Below are 14,985 nucleotides of genomic sequence, written 5' to 3'. Positions count from 1 at the left end.
CAACGGCTCAGGGAGGACATGAAGCATTTGCTGTGCCTGAGGGCCGTCTCTTGTAGTATGGCTTACATGTTGGACTTGCGACGATTGCGGGTGCTGGTCACATTTCGCGAGGAACAGACCTCGGGGCGTCACACCGGGGTAGCCTGATCCCCGGTTTTGCCCAACGTCGGCGGCCTGGTCTGGGCGGCTACGAAACCCCCTTCTTCGTTCTCGGATGAACGGACCTTGATGGGCGACGGTGCGGTGCAGGTTCGCCCGGTGCGTGAGGTTGCGATCGAGGTGAAGGCGACCGGGCGGCCACCAAGATTCTGTTCGAAGGCGTGCCAGCAGGCGGCGAACCGGTCCAAGCATCGCGCCCAGGCCGCGGTGGATCAGGCCAGCGGGTTGCGGGCGGATGCGTGGGCGTTGCTGGCCTCAGCGATGCCTACGGGATCGAGCGGACGCGTGACCCGAAGATAGGGGCCTGGGAGATCGCCGCTATCCCTACCGAAGTACGGGAACGGTTCTCCAAACGCGACGGCCAGATCAAGGCCCTGTTCGCTTCGCTGGGCCTGGACTGTGAGGCCACGTCGACCGCTGAGCGCAAGTTCCGGTCCACCCAGTCCAAGCAGGCCAATGACCCCGCCGCGTCGCGTGTACCGCTCAGAGCTCCTGTTCGTATCCGTCCGCGCCGCCGGGCAGGCCAACGAAGACCTGGACCAAGGTTCGCAGATCAGCATCCTCCGCGGGAAAGAGGGCGCCGGCGCGTGAGACGTGGAACGCGCAGTTGATCCGGCTCGCGAGATCGAGTGAGGCCGCGGCCAGCACAAGCCGCTGGGCGATGATCCCCGCCTCGATGTTCTGCATGCGATACCAGCGATCCCCGTACACCTCAAACCCGTGGATGTAGTTTCCAGCGGGCGCGAAATAGCCGCTGAAGTATTTGAGCATGTGGGCGGTGTAATGGGCGACGCGATGGAGCCGAGCACGTCGGCCGCCGTGCCACCGTCCAGACTTGCGGTCAGGGCGCGATGGAGATGGTCGTAGCGATACGGACCCCCTTCTATTCCATGGACATGCTTCGCGGCGAACAGGAGAACCGTCAGCCCTTTTCATCCTGAGTAGCGTCTGTAGCGTTGAGAGGGATGAGAGCGACGTGGCCTGCCGGGCCGGGCGTCGCACGCCACACGCCAGTCTGTGATGGTGAATGATGGTGGGATGTCGATCCTCCCGCCCGTCGAGACTGACGGCAATCTCCGCGTCAAGCGGCCAACACAAGCGGACGAGCGCACGATAGTGCTGGCATTTTTGCGATGGCAGCGGGAGACTCTGGAACTCAAGTGCGCTGGCCTGAAGCCGGCGCAGCTGGCGGAGCGGGCAGTAGGCCGATCGGCGTTGTCGCTGCTTGGGCTCGTGCAGCACGCGGCCGAGTCCGAGCGCTTCTGGTTCCGTCGGGTGATGGCAGGGCAAGAGCCCCCGCCCCTGTTTTCATCTCTGACCGCTCCCGATGCCGCGTTTGATGTGGCTAGAGCGGACGCGCAGATGGTTACCCAGGCGTGGGAGGCATGGCGGGCGGAGGTCGCGTTCGCTGACCGTTTCGTCGACACAGCGCCGGATCTTGAAGTCATCGGGCACGAACCTGGCGAAGGGCCCGTCTCACTGCGCTGGGTGCTGATGCACATGGTGGAGGAATACGCGCGACACAATGGCCACGCGGACTTGCTGCGGGAACAGATCGATGGAGCAGTCGGACTCTGACTGGTCAGCTGATCGCGCACACGCGCGACAACGTCCGCTGAGCTGAGGTCCCGGCCCAATGACCCTTTTCATCCTCAGGCGGCCTGAGCAACGCGGTGGTTCTGAAGGACGGCGCTGGCCTTGCAGAGGTCGCTGGCCTTGCTCGGGCTGCAGCGTAGCTTGTGGAGGATCTTCCAGCTCTTCAGCTGGGTGTTCGCGCGTTCTCCTGGGCCGCGAAGGCGGGCGTGGGCGCGGTTGGCCTGCTTCTGGGAGGCGGGCTTGTTCTTGCCCTTATGCGGGGTGCGGATGGGACCCCCGGCACCCTGATACGCCTTGTCGGCCAGGGTGATGATGCCGGCGTCCTCGAGCGCGCGCAGAATGCCCCAGATCCGGGCAGCGCTCAGGTCGTGGGCCTTGCCCGGCAACGCTCCGGAGGTCCACAGAATGGTCCCGTCCGGTGAGGCGATGACCTGCACGTTCATCCCGTGCACGTGATGCTTGCCGGAGAAGTAGGGCCGGTCGGCCTTGATCCGGTCAGTGTGGATCAGCGTGCCGTCCAGCACCAGGTAGTGCAGCCCGTCCCGCTTCGCCTTGCGCAGCGCCTGGCCGAGCTTGAGTGAGCGGGCCGACAGCAACGCCACGGTCTCCTCCACATGCCGCCAGGCGGTCGCCGTTGACACCCCGAACCCGGCGCCGAGCTCGGTGAACGTCTCACCCTTGCGCAGGTAGACCAGCACCAGCAACGCCTGCCGGCCGGGGTTGAGCCGCCGCCAGATCGACCCGATCGCCTTACGATGGCGCCGGATCATTCCGGCGACGTAGTTCAGCATCTGAGGCGACAAATCGACGGCAGTCGATAGAACAACACCTGAAGCTCCTGGTTGCGACGGTGTGGATTGTGGTGATCAACCCGTCTATCAGGAGCTTCTTCACGTCACCGGCCGAACACCGGTATCGCGATCACGCTGTGACCAAGGCGGGCGCCAAGGAGCCTGAAAAAGGTTCCGTGTTGGCCGGTCCGATCGTCGTTCCGCGCATGCGCTTCGATATCCGGCGGTCGCGGCGATGAGCAGCCCGCCCACTTGCTCGCGGGTCAGCCGGCCGGCACCGAAAACCGTTCGCCGAGCGGCGCCAGCTGATCCCGGGGTAAAGGGCGGGACGCTCAACCGAGGCCGGCAGGGACCGCACGACCCGAGACGCCGGCGCCGCGATCAGTGGCTCCGCATCTCCCGCGTCCTCCATCGCGGATGAGCGGGACGCGTCGTGGAGGGCGCGGGTCTCGGGGAGCATCGCGGCACCGCCGCCGGGCACGAGCATCGGGTCTCCGGCGACTGCCCGGGTCGGGCCATTGGCGGGCGCGCGCATGGAACCGGTCAACGCGCGCGGCCCCTCCTCCTCACCTTGGCCCAGAGAAAGGACCGCGTTGACGCTCTCGACGTGCAGGTCGAGGCCGATAAGCCCGTTCACTGCGTCGTCGTCGAACCGCAGGTGAACCGCGGCGGGCAGACCGTGGAACTCGCCGCCCGTGAGCGCCTGTGCGACCAGTGCCCCCGTGTCGAGGCACTGCAGGCGGTATCCGAACTCGCCGTACTTGAACGCATCGGCCGGGATCGGCCAGCCAGGAGTGCTCGGGCAGGTAGAGCCGCCTGTCCAGCAGGGCCTGCCCGCGGGCTATGGCGTAGGCCAGGAACACCCCGATCTGACTGTTCTCGATTCGGCCCGCGGTGCCGGTGTATTGCCGCTGCACCCGGCCGAACCGCTGCCCTTCTTGAGGAAGCCGGTCTCATCCGCGATCAGCACCCCACCCTCGCCGAGCTGCCCATCACGTAGTCGCGAAGGTCATCACGTACGGAATCGGCGTCCCAGCACGCAGTGCGCAGCAGGCGTTGCATGGCTTGCGGTCCGGCCAGCCCGGCGTGCTCGGCCAGGTTCCAGCAGTACTTGCGGTCGATGTCGGCCAGCAGCCCGCAGGTGTAAGCGGTCGCGGTGCGGCGTGGTTCGACGCGGCCGAACCGGCTGGCGACCCCGCCCCATCAGCTCGTTGAAGATGACCATCCAGCCGTCAGGCTCTACGCTGTGACTCGCGGCCACCGCACGATCTTTGGTTGTCTTCACAAACTCCGAATGATCACGCAGTGGCTGTCGCCATGTGACTCTGACCCCTCAAGATCGCGAAGCGTCATTGGAGTCAACACCGTTGAGTTAAGGCCGTAGGCGAACTGTCAAGGGGTTGAACGACGCAACGGAACCCCGGTAGATCAACTTTCGACCAAGAGAGCTGATCAAGGAGTTCCGTTGCAGGAGCAGTCTGTCATCGCTCGAGAGATCACGGTAGCCGCAGGCATATTCGCACCAGGGCATCTCGGAGAGCTCACCCAGATAGTGGACTTCACGCTGGTCGACGCGGTGCTGAAGGAGACGGGAGCAGTTCAAAAACGCATCCGGCTGCTGCCCTCGAGGGTGGTGGTGTATTCGTGCTGGCTCTGGCCCTGTTTGAGCAGTGCAGCTATCGGGCGGTGTGGGGCAAGCTCGTGGCGAGCCTGGACGCCCTGTGTTTGGCACGGCCGAGTGCCTCGGCGTTGTGCCGGGCGCGTCGCCGGGTGGGGAGCGCACCGTTCAAGACGTTGTTCGAGACGCTGGCCGGGCCGCTCGCCCGACCGGACACCGTCGGGGCATTCTGGCGGGGCCTGCGGACGGTGGCCATCGACGGCACCGGGGTGCATCTGGCAGACAGCGACTCGATCGCCGCCCAGCACGCCAAGCGAAAGCGTAAGGGCGAAGATGTGGAGTTCGGCTACCCGCTGCTGCGACTGCTGGTACTGATCGAATGCGGCACCCGAGCCGTGCTCGGTGCCGCATTCGGACCGGAGACGGTAGGCGAGACCGGATATGCCCAGCGACTGCTGGACAGACTCGCCTCAGGCATGCTCGTGCTGCTGGACACGGGCTTCGACGGCTGGCCCTTTCTGCTCCAACTGCGCTCCACGGGAGCGGAGTCCCTCTGCCGTTCCGGCGCTCGGCGCCACCCACTGATCATCAAGAGGTTGCCCGACGGCTCCTACCTGTCCACGTTCGGCCTGGGGAAACTGCCAGTGCGGATCATCGAGGCATGGATCACGATCACCTACGCCGACGGCACTGCACGTCGTGAGCAGTGGCGCCTTGCCACCAGCCTGACCGACCATATCCGCTACCCCGCCCGCGAACTGGTCGCGCTCTACCACGACAGGTGGCAGGCGGAGACAACCTACTTCTTGATCAAGGCCACCATGCTGCATGGCCGGGTCCTGCGCTCACGCTGCCTGCAGGACATCGACCAGGAGGTTTACGCGCTACTGACCGTCTACCAAGCCATGGTCCGGATCGCCGGGGACGCCATCGCCGGCCACCCGCGACTGGACTTCGACCGGATCAGCTTCACTGTCGCCCTGGACGCCGCACGCGACCAGGTCACCACCGCCAGTGGGATCCTGATCAGTGACATCGCCGCGCTGACCAGCGCGATCGGCTGCGCCATTCTCGACAACCTGCACCTGGCCACCACCGCCAGCGAGTCAAGGCCCGAACCCGGAAGAATCCGACCAGCAAATACAGCAAGAACTCTCTCCAGCGCCCCGCCACCGTCCAGCACTACACGTTCGAAACCGAGGTCATGGTGATGGAGCAAGGCTTGACGGCCGGGTCACGACGTTAACTCAACGGTGTTGTCATTGGAGTACTAGATGATCTATTCCAAGGGGTCAGTGATCGTAGGCGATCAGTGAGCGTAGGACGGTTTGTCCGGTGGCGTCGTTGTGCCAGATCGTGGCGGTCAGCGCGAGGATGCGTTGCATGACGCGGGCTATGACACCTCCGGGTGTGCGCCCTCGGTGCCGTTCGAGGGCCAAGCTGCCCCTTGAAGGTCTCGTTGATCGATTCGATGACCTGCCGCAGCGGCTTGAACAGGGCTGCACCAGGCCGTTCCCGTTCACCTTTACGGACCGGCCGCAGCAACTGGACTCCACGCTCGGACAGTTCGCGTTCGAAACCACGGCCGAAGTAGGTCTTGTCGCCGATGAGAGTCTGTCGGGGCGCTCTCGCAGAAGCTCGCATTCGGCTGCCAGGAGGTCAAGGAGGGTCTCGCGTTCGTCGGCCTTGGCCCCGGTCAGGGCGAAGGCGATGGGCAGGCCCTGAAGGGTGCAGAGCAGGTGCAGGCGCAGGCCCCAGAAGAAGCGGCTGTGGCTGGCGCAGTAGCCGTATTCGGCCCAGCCTGCCAGGTCGGAGCGTTTGACGGTCTCGCGGGAGCGGCCGCATTCCACCGGGGTGGAGTCCACGACCCATACGTCGTCGCTCCACACCGAGGTGGTGGTGGCCAGGATCCGGTTGACGCTTCGCATCAGACCGGCGGCCTTGCGCAGCCGCTTGGTATAGCTGGGCTGCTGGGGCAGGTAGGGGAAGAGGTGGCGCAGGTGGGCACGGGCATGGCGGAGCCATTTGGCCTCGGAGGTGTAGCCGAGTATGGCCTGCATCGTGGCGAGGGTGACCAGTTCGGCATCGCTCAGGCGGGGCGTAATGCCGACCGGCGGGCGCCACGGCGCCAGGTCGGGATGCTCTTTCAGCATGTCGTCGGTCGTCGCATACAGTGCTGTCGCGAGGGTGCCCACGTCGTTCGCCATAAGACGATCTTGGACATCCTCGTTCTCGTCTCCGCAGGCGCCCCTTGGACCACACCACCAGGAGGAACCAGTGTCATACCCGCAACTGCTCACCCCCGAGGAGAAGCTCGCCGACGCGAAGAAGCTGTTGAGCCTCCCGCGTATCGTCGTGATCTGCGGCTCCACCCGTTTCATGACCGAGATGAACGAGGCCGATCTGCGGGAGACCAAAGCCTGAAAGATTGTCGTCAAACCGGGTTGCGACATGAAGTCGTCGCACGAACTTTGGTCCGATCCTGTCGAGGCCGAGGCGCTGAAGGTTCGACTCGACGATCTGCACCGGGCGAAGATCCGGCTCGCTGATGAGGTGCTCGTAGTCGGCGGCTACATCGGAGACAGCACCCGAGCCGAAATCGCCTACGCCCGGTCGCTGGGCAAGCCCGTGCGGTTCACGCACCCCGAAGTCGACCCTGACGCCTGACCGCCCACCCCCACACCCTCCGCAGGCACCCCTTGGAATTGATCATCTAGGCTAGAGGGACGCTCCGCAACCAACCGGTTGGTCGTGGCATCATGGGCGGCATGGCACCAAAGGTCTCGACGGCCGCCACCCGCTCTGCCCTGCTGGAGGCCGCGCGGGAGGAGTTCGCCGCCCATGGGGTGGCAGGCGCTCGCGTCGACCGCATCGCGGAGCGCGCCAGGGTCAACAAAGAGCGCATCTACGGCCACTTCGGCGGCAAGGAGAAGCTATTCGACGCGGTCATCACTGAGGCGCTCGACGACCTGACCGCCCAGATGGCCCTGCCCGGCAGCGACCCCATCGATTACGTGATCAGACTGACCGACTACTACCGCACGCACCCTGACCTGGTGCGCCTACTGATGTGGGAGGCGCTCAACTGCCGGGGCCAGGAGTTGCTGCCCGGCCAGAAGGCCCGGGTGGAGCGCTGCGGCCGCAAGACAGCCTCATTGGCGGAAGGACGCGGCGAGGAGCCCACGACGGCTACGGCCCGTACGCTGTTCATGCTCACCGGCCTGGCGCTGCTGCCGTCGATGCTGCCGCAGCTCGCACGCATCATCATGGGCGAGGCGGCCGACGACCACGAGGCAATGCGCGACCACATCGCGGCCTCGATCGCCGCAGCTCTGAAATGAGTGAACCAAGCACCATTCGGGTGAGTTTCTGGCGAGATCGCGGCATGCCGTTGTCAACGGACGGCCTTCACCGATGACGACAGAGTGCCGCTGGACGCGCAAACGCTGCCACTCAGATCGGCGGAGCCGTCCGGCTCGTTTGGGGATGACGGCTCGCGATGGCGTCGGCGACGTCTACGATTCGACCGTGCTCATGGGAAGCCTGAGCACCGGTTCACATAGCGTCAGAATGTCAATTGTTTGTGTCGCCGCCTGTCACCGGCGGCTTGGGCTTCGGCACTCCGCGGCACGGGTCCGCACCAGATCCAGGGTTTGCGGCAAAGTGTCGGGCGTCGACGACGACCCGCGACGAAGGAGATTTCGAGGCCCGCTTCATCACCATCATCGCCTCCACAACCGCCGTACCTTCGTCGAGCAGCGACGCGTTGGCTGTCGGCAGTCCTGTCAGATCGTCCACCATGGTCTGGAAGTTCAACAGTGCTTCGAGCCGTCCCTGGCTGATCCCCGGCTGGTGCGGCGTCTACGCCGTGTACCATGCCGGGTTCTCCAGGACGTAACGGCGGATGACTGCAGGCGTGATCGTCGGATGGTAGCCCATGCCGATCATCGGTATCGACACCGTGTTGCGCGCGGCGAGCTCGGCGAGCTCGGATGCCGCCTGCGTCTCGGTGATGGGCGGTGGCAGCCGGAGGTCCGCTGCAGAGCGGATGCCGGCGGGTACCGCGGCATCCATCAATTCGTCGAGGCCGACGTATCCGAGCTCGGCCAACATGGTGGCCTGGTCATCGAGGCCCACCCCGATGTGCCGGTACGCGAAGTGCCCACGAGCAGGCCTGGAAGTATCACGCGATGTCGTCATGGTGGGAGGCTCCCTGTTTCAGGCACCGCTTGATGCGGCGCCACAGCCGGGCGACCTCCCCGCTCTGTCATCGGTACCTGATAGCTTCACCGCCTGATGTGCGGTTTGCACCGTGGGTGCAGGACCAGCGTCCTGGCTTTCCAGAGTTCGCCTCGCCGGTGCGGTAAGGGGGCCTGAGAGTTTCTGGGGAGAGTTGCTCCTTCGGCGCCTCGTCATGATGGACGACGGACTCTCCCGCTCCGGTTCTGACGGCGCGATATGCAGTTAGGGGGCTCACCGTAGGCGGAACCGTTCCCAAAGGTCAACCCCCTTCCGGGCATCACGATGGTCTCGAAGGCTGGTACGAGACTGCAGGCCAGGATGCGGGATTGTCGCCGAGGAGATGCCGCGCGCGGAGCGCCACGAGCAGGTCGGCTCGTGTGCGCGGTTCCGTGAGGTCGACATCGAGCAAGTGACCGATGCGCTGTAGCCGCTGGTAGAGCGTTTGCCGCCGCAGATTGAGCCGACGTGCCGCCTCCGTCTTCCCCTCCGCGGATGTCAGGACCACATCGAGGGTGTGGAGCAGCCGCGTACCCCGCTGATCATCGAAGTCGATGAGCGGCCCGAGCTTCTCATGGACGTACCGCGCCAGCCCGTCGACGCCGTAGGCCCGCAGCAGCGCTCGCTCCACGCCGAGCTTGTCGGCTTCGGCGACACGGGTGCGTGGCTCCACCTGACGTGCCACTCCAAGCACGAGCCGCGCCTCAGCCGCGCAGTGCATCAGTTCGTCAACGGCACGAACGGGTGGCCCCACCGCCGCCACACCGGTGGCCGTCAGCGCGTTGCCGAGCTCGGCGGACAGCCGGGCCGCCATCTGCCGGGGCGACGATGCCGTGGCGAGAAGTGTGCAGCAGACCCCGTCCACCTCCGCCGTGATTGTCGGCACGGACCCGCATCGCCCCCCCTCCGGGTACGCCGTCGCGTATACCGCTCTGGCAGACCGGTCCAGTGTGGCCAGCGCCACCGCGGGATCATCGTCGCGAGCCAGGGCCACGACATAGCCTGCCGCGTCCAACGCCAGACCGGCGGCGCTCGCTCGTGCCCGCAAACCCTCGCGATCGCCTTGGCCCGAGAGCAACGCCGAAATCAGCCGATGGTGGTTCGCGCTGCGAGAAATCGCCGCCCAACCGCCGCGCAACAGTCCGAGGGCCACAATCTCGGCGGCGCGTTCCAGCGCCGCCTGCTCCGCCGAGCTTTCCTCGTTGCTGAGGCGGGTGAGCAACCACCCCCAGACGGCTCCGTTCACGACGACCGGCGTCCGAGCCGTCAATTCCTGCTGGAGCTCATCCGGGTCTCCCTCAGAACCAGAGCCGATCAAGGTGTCGCCGGACGGTCCGGTCAGGGTGATGGGGCGATCGAGGATGGCGCTCAGCCGAGCGAGCAGTTGACCGACCTTCCCTCCGTCCGCCAGTACTTCGGACAGGGCATGTGAGACATGGTCCGTCAGCCGCAAGCGATTCACCGTGACGTCGATGATCGTGCTGTTCACCGCCTCGATCACCTCGACGAAAGGGACAAGAGCCCGAAAGCCGATGATCGGGAGTCCGATGTGCTCGGCCTCCTGCAGCATCTCCGGTGGCGCTGTCGTAAAGAAGCGGCGCAGCTCGAGGACGACGCCCGACACGCCGCAATCGGCCAGCTGTCGAACGTACGCGCGACGCTCGGCCGCGGTTCTCTCCCTCAAGCCCAGACCGGTGGTGAGAAGCACATCGCCGTCGCGGAGCAGCGATGCGATCTCGTAGATGTCGCCCGAGTGCAACCAGCGAATCGGCCGATCGAGAAGATCATCGCCGCAGAGAACCTCCGGCTGGCCCCGCTGGAACACGGAGTGCTCGATCATGTCCGTCAAACGGATGGTCACGACAATCTGTCTATCAGATGGACGACAGGTATGGACAGGTCGTCCCTTGCCCCACAAAGAGCCCAGCAGCAGACTGGCGCGTACGGAAGTGACGAGCGTCACTCCGACGTCAACGTCCCTGGTGAGGGCACGCATGAACGTCTCAGCAGATCTCTCCTCACGCACGTCCGAGTCCACTGAAGCCGTCGAGCATCAACTGCTCCCCGTACCCGATGAATCGCGGGTCTCCACGGCTGCCCATCAGTTCTGGATCTGGGCGGGCGCGAACCTGGCACCCATCAACTGGATCCTCGGCGCGCTCGGCGTCGGGCTAGGCCTCAGCTTGTGGGACACGATCGTCGTGCTTGTTCTGGGCAATGTGGTCGGCATGGCAGGCTTCGGGTTCTTCGTCCTCATGGGCCAGCGCACCGGCGTCAGCCAGATGGTGCTCTCGCGCGCGACGTTCGGCCGGCGCGGCGCCTACCTCCCGGCTGCACTGCAGGGTCTGGTCGCGGTCGGCTGGTGCGCGATCAACACATGGATCATCCTTGATCTCATCATCGCGCTGTTCTCCAAGATCGGCATCTCAGGCGGCATCGGCCTGAAGATCGGCGTGGCCTTGTTCGTTATGGCGGCTCAGATCCTGATCGCCGCCTACGGCTTCCGCGCGATCGCAGCCTTCGAGCGCTGGACCGTTCCCATCACTCTGGTAGTCGTCCTGGCCATGACGATCATCGCCTGGACGCGAGCCGGCGTGGACTGGAACTGGCCTGGAGAACATCTCACGGGAACCGCGCGCCTATCGGCCATGAGCACGGTCATGACCGCGCTCGGCATCGGCTGGGGCATCACCTGGTTCGCCTACGCCTCGGACTACTCAAGGTTCGTGCCGCGCGACATGCCCCGGCGAAAAGTGTTCGCAGCTTCGGCGCTCGGCCAACTCATCCCCGTGGTCTGGCTCGGAGTGCTGGGCGCGACGCTGGCCACGGTAGGCCAGAAGGTCGACCCTGGCGAACTCGTCGTAAACGCCTTCGGCGCCCTTGCCATTCCGCTGATCCTGCTCGTCATCCACGGACCGATCGCCACGAACATCCTCAACATATACTCCTGCTGCCTGTGCGCCCAGACCCTCGACTGGAACATCGACCGGCGCAAGCTCACCTACGGGGTAGGTGTCCTTGCCGCCGCCTTCACGATCTTCCTGATCTTCCAGCAGGACTTCGCGAAGACTCTGGACAGTTGGCTCGCAGGCATGGTCACCTGGGTAGCGCCTTGGGGCGCGGTGACGCTCATCCACTACTGGATCTTCGCCCGTGAACGCATCGATGTCGATGCTTTGTTCGACCCGCCGGGCGCCAGCCGCCTACCCAATGTCCGCTGGTCCGCGCTCGCAGCCTTCCTCGTCGGCATCCTCACGACCTGGGCCTTCTCCTACGCGGTTCCCAGCTTCTTGCAGGGGCCGGGCGCCCGGGCCCTCGGCAATGTCGACCTGTCCTGGTTCGCGGGATCAGTCGTCGCGGGTCTCATCTACTACATCGCAGGTCGGTCGCGTCGCGAAGACGAGAGGCGGCTCGAGGTATGACCGCGCTGCGATGAATGCGTCGGCGACGCCGACCAACCGCAAGGAGATTGCTTTGTCCGCCATCCGAGTGCCGGACCCGTTCGCGTGGAGGTTGTTCCGATGACCCAGTCCGCACAGGCCACCTCAGCCGCACGCTCTGAGCCGGGCTCTGCGACCACGCTCAACGCAACGCGCTCCGCGGACCCGATAACCTGGCCCGGAAACGCGACCGCAGCGGCGATCCTGAGCTTCGATCTGGACGCCGAAGACGTGGTGCTCACCGCCGATGCCACTAACGCGACACGGCTGTCCGTGATGTCCCATCAGGCGTACGGCCCCCTGACCGGCGTGCCGAGGATCCTGCGCCTGCTCCAGCGCCACGACCTGCGCGCCACGTTCTTCGTGCCCGGCTACACAGCAGAACGCTATCCAGAGACGGTCGCTGCGATCGCCAACGCGGGACACGAGATCGCGCATCACGGTTACCTGCACGAAGCTGTACGCGGCATGTCGCCGTCCGAAGAGGCGGCGATGCTCGATCGAGGCCTCACCGCGCTGCGGCGGGTCGCGGGCCTGCGACCCACTGGTTACCGGGCGCCCATGTGGGAGACCACGTACGCCACTCCAGGGCTGCTCATGGATCGGGGCTTCACGTACGACAGCAGCCTCATGGACTGCGACGTGCCGTACGTCCTCGCCGAGCACACCGGTCCGGACGCGCGCTCCCTGATCGAGGTCCCGGTGCATTGGGCCTTGGACGACTGGGAGCAGTACGCCTACCTGCCCGAGGTGTTCGGATCGGGGCTCATCGAAAGTCCGGCCAAGGTGCTGGAGATGTGGCTGCTGGAGTTCGAGGCGATCGCGAACGAGGGCGGCTGCTTCTCGCTGACGAATCATCCCTTCCTCTGCGGTCGGCCGGCACGTCTGCATGCCCTTGAACAGCTTATCGAAGTGATGCGATCAATGCCTTATCTGTGGATCGCCACAGTGGACGAGGTCGCTTGCCACGTCCGTTCCCTCGGCCTGAAGCCGCGCTCCTTTCCGCCACCGGTCATCGAATGAACCGGGAGCCAAGCGAGCGGCAAGTCCAAGAAGAAGCGCGATGGAGAACGGAGCTGACGTGCCCACCAACGACGATGTAACCCCCTCGAAGAACGTCCCCGGCAACGTCGACATCATTGGGCCGGTATCCGGCACAGAGGTGCCGCGCTTTGCCGGGAGTTCCACCTTTACTCGTCTCCCCCGCATCGACGAGGTTTCCGACTATTCGATTGCCGTGCTCGGCGCGCCGTTCGACGGCGGCACCTCGTTCCGTCCCGGCGCTCGGTTCGGTCCCGCCGCAGTGCGACTGGCGTCCCGCAACCTGCGCCCTGCGTACCATCCTGACCTTGACGTGGCCCCATACCAACGAGTCCAGGTCGTCGACGCCGGTGACGTTCCCTGCAACCCGTACTCGATCGACGAAACTCTGGAACAGATCGACCGGCATGCGACCGACTTGGTGTCACAGCGGCAACGGGTCGTCACGATCGGTGGGGACCATACGGTGGCTCTCCCTCTGCTGCGTTCGGTGGCCCGCGTGCATGGCCCAGTTGCACTCGTCCACTTCGACGCCCATCTCGATACGTGGGACACCTACTTCGGCGCGCCGCGCACCCATGGCACGATCTTCCGTAGAGCCTTCGAAGAAGGCCTTCTTATTGAGGACCACTCCATTCATGTGGGGACCCGCGGATCGCTGTACAGCAGTCAGGACCTCGTCGAAGACGCTAGCTTCGGTTTTCAGGTCATCCGTGCCGGCGACATCGACCGGCTCGGAGCCGAGGAGGTGGCGGACCGGATACGCGCGCGGATCGGTGACGCGCCGATGTACCTATCCGTGGACATCGACGTGCTCGACCCTGCCTTCGCGCCAGGCACAGGAACTCCGGAAATGGGTGGTCTCACCTCCCGCGAGCTTCTCCATGTGCTGAGGAGACTGCCCGGCGGCTCACTGGTCGGCTCCGATGTGGTCGAGGTGAGCCCCGCCTACGATCACGCGGAGGTGACTTCCCTCGCCGCGGCAACGGTCGTCTTCGACATGATCGCGCTCATGGCCGACCCCGGGCCGAATGCGAATATAGTCGAAACTGCCGTAACTCCAGAGAAATGATAAAGAGCCATGACCGACATCAATTTCTACTTTGACCCGACGTGCCCGTTCGCCTGGCTGGCAAGTAAATGGGTCCGCATGGTGCAGGCGCGGCGCAGCTACTCGGTCGACTGGCGGTTCATCTCGCTACGGCTGCTGAACGCGCACATCGACTACGACACCCACTTCCCACCGGAGTATGAAGCCAGCCACACTGCCGGGCTGCGACTACTCCGCGTCGCCGCGCGCACCCGTGCGGAACACGGTCCCGGGGCTGTGGGCAGGTTGTATGCCGTGCTGGGAGAGTATGTCTTCGAGCGCGAGTTTGTTCCGGACGACGCGGCGAGTGTGGGCCGCAGGGGCACTCCAGAGTTCGTCCGTCCGGTTCTCGCCGATTCCGGCCTGCCTGTTGAGCTGGCCGACGCGCTGGACGACATCGGGTGGGACGCTCAGCTCGAAGCCGAAACCGACGAAGCGCTCTCCCTGACCGGAAAGGACGTCGGGACGCCCATTCTGCACTTCGAGCCGCCGGATGGCGTCGCCTTCTTCGGTCCCGTGATCAGTCGATTGCCCGATGACGAGAAGCAGGCCACGCAGCTGTGGGACCACGTGATCGGGTTGGCGAAGTTCCCTGGATTCGCGGAGCTGAAGCGCAGCCTGCGGGAGGTGCCGCAGTTGCCGGCGTTTGGGGTCGGCGTTGACGAAGTCGGCGTCCAGCAGGACTGGCACGGCGGCAGTCGCCGCCTCAAGAAGTAGCAGCGACACCCCATGACCGGTACCCGGGCATCCGCGGATGCGGGAGGACCCGGGTGCTGGTCGCCGACCGACACGAGGATGCCTTCTCTGTCAGACTGCTGTGATAAATGGTATACATGAGTCCTTTTGATACGAAGCAGGGCGAGACAGAACGATCGAGACAGTGACGATGACCCTCGCCGACCAGACTGCCCTGACAGGCCGATGAGGCATGGCTGCGGGTACGGGGGATGCAGACCAAGCTGCACCGTTGGGCGGTAGCCGATCACGGCTTCCGGTTTGACGATGTGTTCA

11 protein-coding genes, 6 pseudogenes and 1 riboswitch are annotated in these 14,985 nt (G+C 65.1%); of the genes and pseudogenes, 11 read left to right on the top strand and 6 right to left on the bottom strand.

The window, feature by feature from the left end:
* Positions 1 to 320: 320 nt before the first annotated feature.
* Positions 321 to 602 (top strand): annotated as a pseudogene (locus ACWDRB_RS66830) (relaxase domain-containing protein); the annotation flags it as partial.
* 40 nt (positions 603 to 642) lie between these two features.
* Here the strand turns inward: ACWDRB_RS66830 and ACWDRB_RS66825 are convergent.
* Positions 643 to 930, bottom strand: a complete 288-nt coding sequence (locus ACWDRB_RS66825) for a hypothetical protein (protein WP_449912595.1) — start codon at positions 928 to 930, stop codon at positions 643 to 645.
* A gap of 267 nt (positions 931 to 1,197) precedes the next feature.
* On the opposite strand from ACWDRB_RS66825, the gene ACWDRB_RS66820 reads away from it, so the two are divergent.
* Positions 1,198 to 1,737, top strand: a complete 540-nt coding sequence (locus ACWDRB_RS66820) for a DinB family protein (protein WP_449912594.1) — start codon at positions 1,198 to 1,200, stop codon at positions 1,735 to 1,737.
* A 74-nt stretch (positions 1,738 to 1,811) separates the two neighbouring features.
* On the opposite strand, the pseudogene ACWDRB_RS66815 reads toward ACWDRB_RS66820, so the two are convergent.
* Positions 1,812 to 2,584 (bottom strand): annotated as a pseudogene (locus tag ACWDRB_RS66815) (transposase family protein).
* A gap of 30 nt (positions 2,585 to 2,614) precedes the next feature.
* Between ACWDRB_RS66815 and ACWDRB_RS66810 the strand changes: the two are divergent.
* Positions 2,615 to 2,785, top strand: a complete 171-nt coding sequence (locus ACWDRB_RS66810) for a hypothetical protein (RefSeq protein WP_449912592.1) — start codon at positions 2,615 to 2,617, stop codon at positions 2,783 to 2,785.
* A gap of 528 nt (positions 2,786 to 3,313) precedes the next feature.
* Here ACWDRB_RS66810 and ACWDRB_RS66805 read toward each other — a convergent pair.
* A pseudogene (locus ACWDRB_RS66805) lies at positions 3,314 to 3,740 on the bottom strand (IS701 family transposase); the annotation flags it as partial.
* Between the two features lie 358 nt (positions 3,741 to 4,098).
* On the opposite strand from ACWDRB_RS66805, the pseudogene ACWDRB_RS66800 reads away from it, so the two are divergent.
* Positions 4,099 to 5,375, top strand: a pseudogene (locus ACWDRB_RS66800) (IS4 family transposase).
* Between the two features lie 81 nt (positions 5,376 to 5,456).
* Here ACWDRB_RS66800 and ACWDRB_RS66795 read toward each other — a convergent pair.
* Positions 5,457 to 6,371 (bottom strand): annotated as a pseudogene (locus tag ACWDRB_RS66795) (IS982 family transposase).
* A 70-nt stretch (positions 6,372 to 6,441) separates the two neighbouring features.
* On the opposite strand from ACWDRB_RS66795, the gene ACWDRB_RS66790 reads away from it, so the two are divergent.
* The 3 genes from ACWDRB_RS66790 (at position 6,442) to ACWDRB_RS66780 (ending at position 7,505) form a co-directional block, all read left to right on the top strand.
* The gene (locus ACWDRB_RS66790; protein ID WP_449912590.1) at positions 6,442 to 6,588 is read left to right on the top strand and encodes a hypothetical protein; all 147 of its coding nucleotides are present in this window, start codon (positions 6,442 to 6,444) and stop codon (positions 6,586 to 6,588) included.
* 27 nt (positions 6,589 to 6,615) lie between these two features.
* On the top strand, positions 6,616 to 6,831 hold the full coding sequence (locus ACWDRB_RS66785) for a hypothetical protein (protein WP_449912589.1): 216 nt from the start codon (positions 6,616 to 6,618) through the stop codon (positions 6,829 to 6,831).
* Positions 6,832 to 6,932: 101 nt separating this feature from the next.
* Positions 6,933 to 7,505: a TetR/AcrR family transcriptional regulator gene (locus ACWDRB_RS66780; RefSeq protein ID WP_449912587.1), complete on the top strand. Its 573-nt coding sequence runs from the start codon at positions 6,933 to 6,935 to the stop codon at positions 7,503 to 7,505.
* Positions 7,506 to 7,737: 232 nt separating this feature from the next.
* On the opposite strand, the pseudogene ACWDRB_RS66775 reads toward ACWDRB_RS66780, so the two are convergent.
* Together ACWDRB_RS66775 and ACWDRB_RS66770 are read right to left on the bottom strand one after the other, a co-directional pair.
* A pseudogene (locus tag ACWDRB_RS66775) lies at positions 7,738 to 8,277 on the bottom strand (hypothetical protein).
* Positions 8,278 to 8,515: 238 nt separating this feature from the next.
* Positions 8,516 to 8,611: riboswitch (glycine riboswitch) on the bottom strand.
* 72 nt (positions 8,612 to 8,683) lie between these two features.
* The gene (locus ACWDRB_RS66770) at positions 8,684 to 10,264 is read right to left on the bottom strand and encodes a PucR family transcriptional regulator (RefSeq protein ID WP_449912585.1); all 1,581 of its coding nucleotides are present in this window, start codon (positions 10,262 to 10,264) and stop codon (positions 8,684 to 8,686) included.
* 133 nt (positions 10,265 to 10,397) lie between these two features.
* Here ACWDRB_RS66770 and ACWDRB_RS66765 point away from each other — a divergent pair, with 133 nt between their 5' ends.
* From ACWDRB_RS66765 to ACWDRB_RS66750, 4 genes are all read left to right on the top strand, one after another.
* Positions 10,398 to 11,825 (top strand): purine-cytosine permease family protein, encoded by a 1,428-nt coding sequence (locus ACWDRB_RS66765; protein WP_449912583.1) that lies wholly within the window; start codon positions 10,398 to 10,400, stop codon positions 11,823 to 11,825.
* Positions 11,826 to 11,924: 99 nt separating this feature from the next.
* Positions 11,925 to 12,866 carry a polysaccharide deacetylase family protein gene (locus ACWDRB_RS66760; protein ID WP_449912581.1) on the top strand — a complete coding sequence of 314 codons (942 nt, stop codon included), beginning with the start codon at positions 11,925 to 11,927 and terminating at the stop codon, positions 12,864 to 12,866.
* 58 nt (positions 12,867 to 12,924) lie between these two features.
* Positions 12,925 to 13,956: an agmatinase gene (gene speB / locus ACWDRB_RS66755; protein ID WP_449912579.1), complete on the top strand. Its 1,032-nt coding sequence runs from the start codon at positions 12,925 to 12,927 to the stop codon at positions 13,954 to 13,956.
* A 9-nt stretch (positions 13,957 to 13,965) separates the two neighbouring features.
* Complete coding sequence (locus tag ACWDRB_RS66750) at positions 13,966 to 14,691, top strand: mycothiol-dependent nitroreductase Rv2466c family protein (protein WP_449912578.1); 726 nt, start codon at positions 13,966 to 13,968, stop codon at positions 14,689 to 14,691.
* Positions 14,692 to 14,985: the final 294 nt, after the last annotated feature.

This window comes from Nonomuraea sp. NPDC003707 (genome assembly GCF_053587055.1).
This window is presented reverse-complemented; position numbering and strand designations above follow the sequence as displayed.